Origin of the sequence: Pseudonocardia sp. (assembly GCF_025965585.1) — a bacterium.
Classification (GTDB): Bacteria; Actinomycetota; Actinomycetes; order Mycobacteriales; family Pseudonocardiaceae; genus Pseudonocardia.
On record NZ_JAOPWR010000533.1, the window covers coordinates 1 to 6,004 of the forward strand.

General features: G+C 69.9%; 8 protein-coding genes. 7 read left to right on the forward strand and 1 reads right to left on the reverse strand.

What is annotated here, in order from left to right:
- Positions 1–301 (reverse strand): GntR family transcriptional regulator (locus tag JWR81_RS32805; protein ID WP_297661692.1); only part of this gene is annotated, 301 nt, incomplete at its 3' end.
- A 92-nt stretch (positions 302–393) separates the two neighbouring features.
- Here JWR81_RS32805 and JWR81_RS32810 point away from each other — a divergent pair.
- From JWR81_RS32810 to JWR81_RS32840, 7 genes are read left to right on the forward strand one after another with little or no spacing between them, the layout of a single operon-like run.
- Complete coding sequence (locus JWR81_RS32810) at positions 394–828, forward strand: nuclear transport factor 2 family protein (RefSeq protein WP_297661694.1); 435 nt, start codon at positions 394–396, stop codon at positions 826–828.
- The gene (locus JWR81_RS32815) at positions 825–1,580 is read left to right on the forward strand and encodes an alpha/beta hydrolase (protein ID WP_297661696.1); all 756 of its coding nucleotides are present in this window, start codon (positions 825–827) and stop codon (positions 1,578–1,580) included. Before JWR81_RS32810 ends, JWR81_RS32815 begins: the two co-directional genes overlap by 4 nt.
- Complete coding sequence (locus JWR81_RS32820) at positions 1,577–2,404, forward strand: carbon-nitrogen family hydrolase (RefSeq protein ID WP_297661698.1); 828 nt, start codon at positions 1,577–1,579, stop codon at positions 2,402–2,404. The genes JWR81_RS32815 and JWR81_RS32820 overlap by 4 nt, the downstream gene beginning before the upstream one ends.
- Positions 2,405–2,441: 37 nt before the next feature.
- Positions 2,442–3,092 carry a DUF2848 family protein gene (locus tag JWR81_RS32825; protein WP_297661700.1) on the forward strand — a complete coding sequence of 217 codons (651 nt, stop codon included), beginning with the start codon at positions 2,442–2,444 and terminating at the stop codon, positions 3,090–3,092.
- Entirely contained in the window at positions 3,092–4,537 is a 1,446-nt protein-coding gene (locus JWR81_RS32830) for a 4-hydroxyphenylacetate 3-hydroxylase family protein (protein ID WP_297661702.1), read from the forward strand. Before JWR81_RS32825 ends, JWR81_RS32830 begins: the two co-directional genes overlap by 1 nt.
- 52 nt (positions 4,538–4,589) lie before the next feature.
- Positions 4,590–4,934: a cupin domain-containing protein gene (locus JWR81_RS32835; protein ID WP_297661704.1), complete on the forward strand. Its 345-nt coding sequence runs from the start codon at positions 4,590–4,592 to the stop codon at positions 4,932–4,934.
- 26 nt (positions 4,935–4,960) lie between these two features.
- Entirely contained in the window at positions 4,961–5,491 is a 531-nt protein-coding gene (locus tag JWR81_RS32840; RefSeq protein WP_297661706.1) for a flavin reductase family protein, read from the forward strand.
- Positions 5,492–6,004 lie beyond the last annotated feature (513 nt).

Genomic DNA, 6,004 nt, shown 5'->3' on the forward strand with positions numbered 1-6,004 from the left:
CCGTGTACGACTCGAGCAGCGAACGCAGGTCGAAGATCTCCTGCCGCTGGTCGGTCGAAAGTGTCCGCAGGCGGAAGCCTCGCTGTGACTCGATCTCGATCAAGCCCTCGCGGCTGAGGGAGATGAGGGCCTCGCGCACCGGGGTGCGCGACATTCCCAGTGTCTCGGCGAGCTCGTTCTCCGAATACAGGACGCCCTGTCTGATCGCCCCGTCCCGGATCGCCTGCTGCAGCTGCAGGTAGGCGCTGCGGGACAGCGTCGGGGGGCGTTCGACGGCGGCAACGCCGCTCAGCTTGGCCATCGCGGCATCCTACATACGAGCTACTTGCATACTACGTACTAGTACTCTAGCTTCGAGTCGGCCGTCTTCCTCTCCTGACACTGGAGTCTCCGATGCCTCTCTCCGTCGACGACAAGCTCGCCATCCAGGAGCTGTCGAACATCCACGTCAAGTACCTCGACGCGCATGAGGTCGACGCCTGGGCGAACTGCTGGCTGCCCGACGGGAAGTTCATCGCCACCTACGGCACCTTCACCGGCCACGAGGCGATCAAGGAGTTCATCCGTGGCCACATCGCGGCAGGCAAGGAGGACGGTGCCCGCCACGTCCTGACCAACTACGTGATCGAGGGCGACGGGGACCGCGCCACGGTCTACTCCCTGGTCGTGAAGATCCAGGTCGAGAAGGCACCGCACATCATCGCCAGCGGCGTCTACAACGACGTCGCGGTTCGTACCGCCGACGGTTGGCGCTTCGAGTCCCGCCAGCTCGACGTGGACAACGGCGTGTTCGCCGCCGCCGAGGCGGACGCCTCGGCCGGGCAGTGAACGAGCTCGCGGCGGAGCGCTGGGGCGAGGAGGGTCCACCGGTCGTCCTGGTCCACGGCAGCCTGAGCTCCGCGGCCGCGGCGTTCGGCGAGCAGCAGGTGCTGGCTGACCGCTACCGGCTGATCGCCCCTTACCGGCGCGGATACAGCCCGAGCCCGGGGACCGACCGGATCGACCCCGACCGGGACGCGCGAGACATCGTCGAGCTCGTCGGCGCGGGGGCGCACCTGGTCGGCACGTCGATGGGCGGAGTCGTGGCCATGCGCGCGGCCGCCCTCGCCCCGGACAAGGTGTGGTCGCTGACGGTCATCGAGCCGCCCGCGATGCCCAACGCCGCCGGCCGGCCCGAAGCGGACAAGCTGATCGAGAGTCTCCGCACGCACTGGGGGCGCAACGGCGACGCCGACCTCGAGACGTTCGTCGAGGGGTTCCTCAGGGCGCTGGGTGTGTCGATGGAGCTGCCCTCGCCGCTGCCGCCCGCATTCGGGGAGGCGGTGCGCAACCTCAAGACCGAGCGCCCGTGGGAGACCGGGGTGCCGCTGCAGCAGTTGGCGGCGGCACCGTTCCCCAAGCTGGTGGTCACCGGCGGCGGCACCCCGGGCTTCGAGGACGTCGCCGACGTGCTCGCGGAGAAGCTGCCGGCCAGGCGGGTGCTGTTCGACGGCAGCCCGCACGCCGTGCAGCGCATCGGTGAGAAGTTCAACGCCGAGCTGCTGGAGTTCCTGTCCTCGGCCGGTGATCACGCGAAGTGAGAACGGCACTTGTGCAGGTGGCCAGCCCGGCCGGGGAACCGGCCGCGGAGCGGCGCGATCGGGTCGGGGACATGGTGGCCGACGCCGCCGGCGCCGACCTGGTGGTACTGCCTGAACTTTGGCTGCCCGGGTACTTCGCGTTCGATTCCTACGCCGAGCTCGCGGAGCCGCTGCACGGCGACACCGTCTCGGCGGCCCGCGAGTGGGCCCGCCGGCTGGGCTGCCACCTGCACATGGGCAGCGTCCTCGAGCGTGACGAGCAGGGCCGGCTGTTCAACACCGCGGTGTTGATCGGCCCGGACGGGGAGATCGTCCACAGCTACCGCAAGATCCACGTCTTCGGGTACCGGTCGCGCGAGGCCGAACTACTCACACCCGGTGAGCAGGTGGCGACGGTGGCGACTGACCTCGGTCGGCTGGGCACCACGACCTGCTACGACCTGCGCTTCCCGGAGCTGTACCGCGCGCTGGTCGACGCGGGTGCGGAGTCGGTCGTGGTGTGCTCGGCCTGGCCGGCGGCCCGGCTTGCGCACTGGCGGCTGTTCACCTCCACCCGCGCGGTCGAGGAACAGGTCGTGCTCATCGCCTGCAACGCGGTCGGGGAGCAGGGCGACGGGGTCCGGCTCGCCGGACACAGCCGGATCGTCGACCCATGGGGGGAGGTCCTCGTCGAGGCCGCCGAGGACGAGGGCGTGACCTTCTGTGACGTGGACACCGGCGTGATCCAGGCCGCGCGCACCGAGTTCCCCGTTCTCGCCGACCGTCGGCTCGGTCGCGTGCCACGCTCGACCGCCGCCCGTACCCCTTCTAGGAAAGAGGCCTGATCCCATGCCCGCGGCATCCACGCCGTTGCGACTCACCGTGAGCGCGACCGCGGAGACACTCGATATCCGACCGGCACGGCTGATCGTGGCCGGCTACACCGGCCGCGACCAGGACGCGGTGGCCGCGCACATCGCCGAGCTCGCCGCGATCGGCGTGCCGCCGCCGGCGACCGTGCCGGCCTTCTACGACCTCGACCCCGCCCTGCTCACCCCGGACGCCGCTGTCGGGGTGCCCAGCCCCGACACCTCGGGCGAGGTCGAGCCAGTGATCATCCGGCACGGTGGCCGGCACTTCCTCGGCGTCGGCTCCGACCACACCGACCGCGAGCTGGAGAAGACCGACATCGCCGGCTCCAAGGCGGCCTGCCCGAAGCCGCTCGGTACGACCGTCGTCGAGCTGCCGGCCGATCTCGCGGAGTTCGACTGGGACGCGGTACAGGTCAGCAGTGACGTGGATGGCGCGCCCTACCAGCGCGGATCCCTCGCGGCCCTGCGGACCCCGGCCGGCGTGCTCGCCCGGCTGGCCGCCGCCCTGCCCGACACCGACGGCGACCTCGTGATGTTCGGCGGCACGCTGCCGTTGCTCGCCGGACGGTTCGTCTTCGGCCGAGCCTGGAACCTGCGGCTCGAGCTCGCCGACGGCACCGTCCTGGGCCACGCCTACGAGACGAAGAACAGGAACAACTGATGCGCACCGGACAGGACTACCTGGCAGCGATCAACGACAACCGCACCGTCTACGTCGACGGCCGGCGCGTCCGCGACGTCGCGAACGACCCGGCCTTCGCGCCGATCGCGACGACCATCTCGGAGCTCTTCGACGTGGCCGCCGACCCGGCCTCGAAGATGACCTTCACCGCACCGGAGACCGGCGCGGAGGCCAACCGCATCTACGGCATCCCGCGCTGCCGCGAGGATCTCACCGAGTTCCGGCGCGCGGCCGACACCTGGGCCCGGCACACCCATGGGTGGGTCGGGCGCAGCCCCGACCACGTCGCATCGTTCATCGCCGGATTCGCCGCGCACCCGGAGGCGTTCTCCGCCGGGCACCGCGACCTGTCGGCGAACGTGCTCGCCTATCACAAACGGCTGCTCACCGAGAGCCGCTACGTCTCCTACGCGATCATCCCGCCGCAGGTGTCCCGGGCCACCACCGCGCACGCCTGGGACGGCGACTTCGTCCAGGCCGGCGTGGTCGAGGAGCGCCCGGACGGCATCGTGGTGCGCGGCGCGCAGATGCTCGCCACCGGCGGACCGGTCGCCGACGACATCTTCGTGTCCTGCATCAAGCCACTGACCGACGACGACCGGGATTTCGCGATCAGCTTCGTCGTCCCCGCCGGCGCCGAGGGACTGAAGTTCTACTGCCGGCGTCCGTTCGCGCCCGCCGCGACCAGCTCCTACGACTACCCGCTGAGCACCCGCTATGACGAGACCGATGCGCTGCTCGTCTTCGACGACGTGCTCATCCCGTGGGAGGACGTGTTCGTCGACCGCGATGTGGCGGGCCTGCGCCGGCAGTTCTTCGACACCGGTGCGCACGTGCTGGGCAACTGGCAGTCGCAGATCCGGTTCTCGGTGAAGCTGCAGTTCATCGCCGGGCTGGCCCGCAAGGTGGCCGCCGTCAACGGGGTCGACAAGTTCCCCGGCGTCGTCGAGAAGCTCGGCGAGCTGGCCAGTCTGGTGTCCATCGTGGAGTCGGCGGTGCTGGCAGCCGAGTACACCGCGGCCCCCGACGAGTCGGGGCTGTGGCGGCCGGGCAGGCGGGCCGTCTACGGCGCGATGGGGCTGCAGGCCGAGTTGTACCCGCGGGCGCTGGCGATCCTGCGCGACCTCGTCGGCGGCGGCGTGCTGCAGGTGCCCTCCAGCGTGGAGGACATGCGCAACCCCGAGACCCGCGCGGACATCGACCGCTACATCTACTCGCCGAACGCCCCGGCCGAGGAGCGGATCAAGCTGTTCAAGCTCGTCTGGGACGCGGTCGGCAGCGAGTTCGGCGGCCGGCACCACCAGTACGAGATGTTCTACGCCGGAGCACCGTTCGTGGTGAAGGGCTACGCGTTCCGCAACTACGGCTTCGAGGACACGCTCGCCGACATCGACGCGTTCCTGGCGAGCTACGGCGTCGAGTAGGCCCCTCACCGGTCCTGACCGGGCCGATTCACCAACAACCTAGGGAGGCCCCATGGCCAAGCCGGAACACGAGTTCTTCCCGGTGGAGAAGATCGGGTACACGATCTGCGCCGGCAACGACCCGAAGATCAAGGAGCGGATACTCGCCAAGGATCCGCAGACCGGGGTGGCGACGCGCATCCTGCGGTACGAGCCGGGCGCCGACTCCACCCCCAACGGTGTGCAGATCCACGACTTCTGGGAAGAGGTCTTCATCCTGGAGGGGTCGTTCACCGACCTCACCCTCGGCGAGACGTTCACCGCGGGGATGTACGCCTGCCGCCCACCGGGCATGCCGCACGGGCCGTGGCTCTCCGAGGAGGGCGTCACGACATTCGAGGTCCGGTACCGCGTCTGACCGCGGCCGAGCGACGGGAGTCGATCGTGTCAAGAACCACGATGCCCGAACCGGGCGTCGTCGACCCACTAGCCATGCGCCGCACCATGGGCCGGTTCGCCACCGGCGTCGCGGTGATCACCGCGCTCGACGGCGACCAGCCGCACGGCATGACGGTCAACTCCCTGACCTCGGTGTCTCTGGATCCACCGTTGCTGCTCGTGTGCCTCACCACCGGTGCACGCACCACCGAGGCCGTGGTGGGAGACGGCCGGTTCGCGGTGAACATCCTCGGCGCCCGGCAAGAAGGGATCGCGATGCGGTTCGCTCGGCGCGGCGCCGACCACTTCGACGGCCTGCCGCTGCAATACGGCCGTCACGCAGTGCCGGTCGTGCCCGAGGCGCTCGCACACCTCGAGTGCACCGTGGAACGGCACTTCCAGGCCGGCGACCACACCGTGGTCATCGGCCACGTCCAGCAGGTCTGCGACCGGGCCGGCGAGCCGCTCGCGTTCCTCAGCGGCCAGTTCGGCGACCTCGTGGAGCGAGGCCAAGAACCGCAGCACTGGTTCTTCTGATCCGACCTCCTGGGGTGTGCACCCACAGGACAAGGGCTGCTGCGACCTCGACATCGTTCCTGCTGGCCGCCCGGTGCGGCGCCGTCTCGGTGTGTCGCGGTCGACGACATACCGCTGTCCGAGCCGCACGTTCCGGCGATCTCGTGATCGACCGGGACACCCGCCCGATCGGGCGCGAGGCAGATGAGATGCTGCTGCGCCTCGTCCGCGACGGCGAAGCACCGGGTCGCCGATACATGACGAGATCTGCACCGTAGCGACAGGCCCTGGGGTAGAGCGATTCGGCGTCCCCCGCTGTGTCGGGCTCCTCGTCTCGGTGACCGCTTTTCGCCGATGCCGGACGTGGATAGTCAAACGGACCGGCGGTGCGATCGGCCTCATCGCGGCCTCCGGCTCCGGCGCCCGGGGGACCGCCGAAACCTCTGAGGGGCTGTGTCTTCATAACGCGGTCTTTCCGGGATTGGCGGTCGCCGTTCCCGGGACATCGCCGAGCACCGGGCCTGAGCTTCGCCC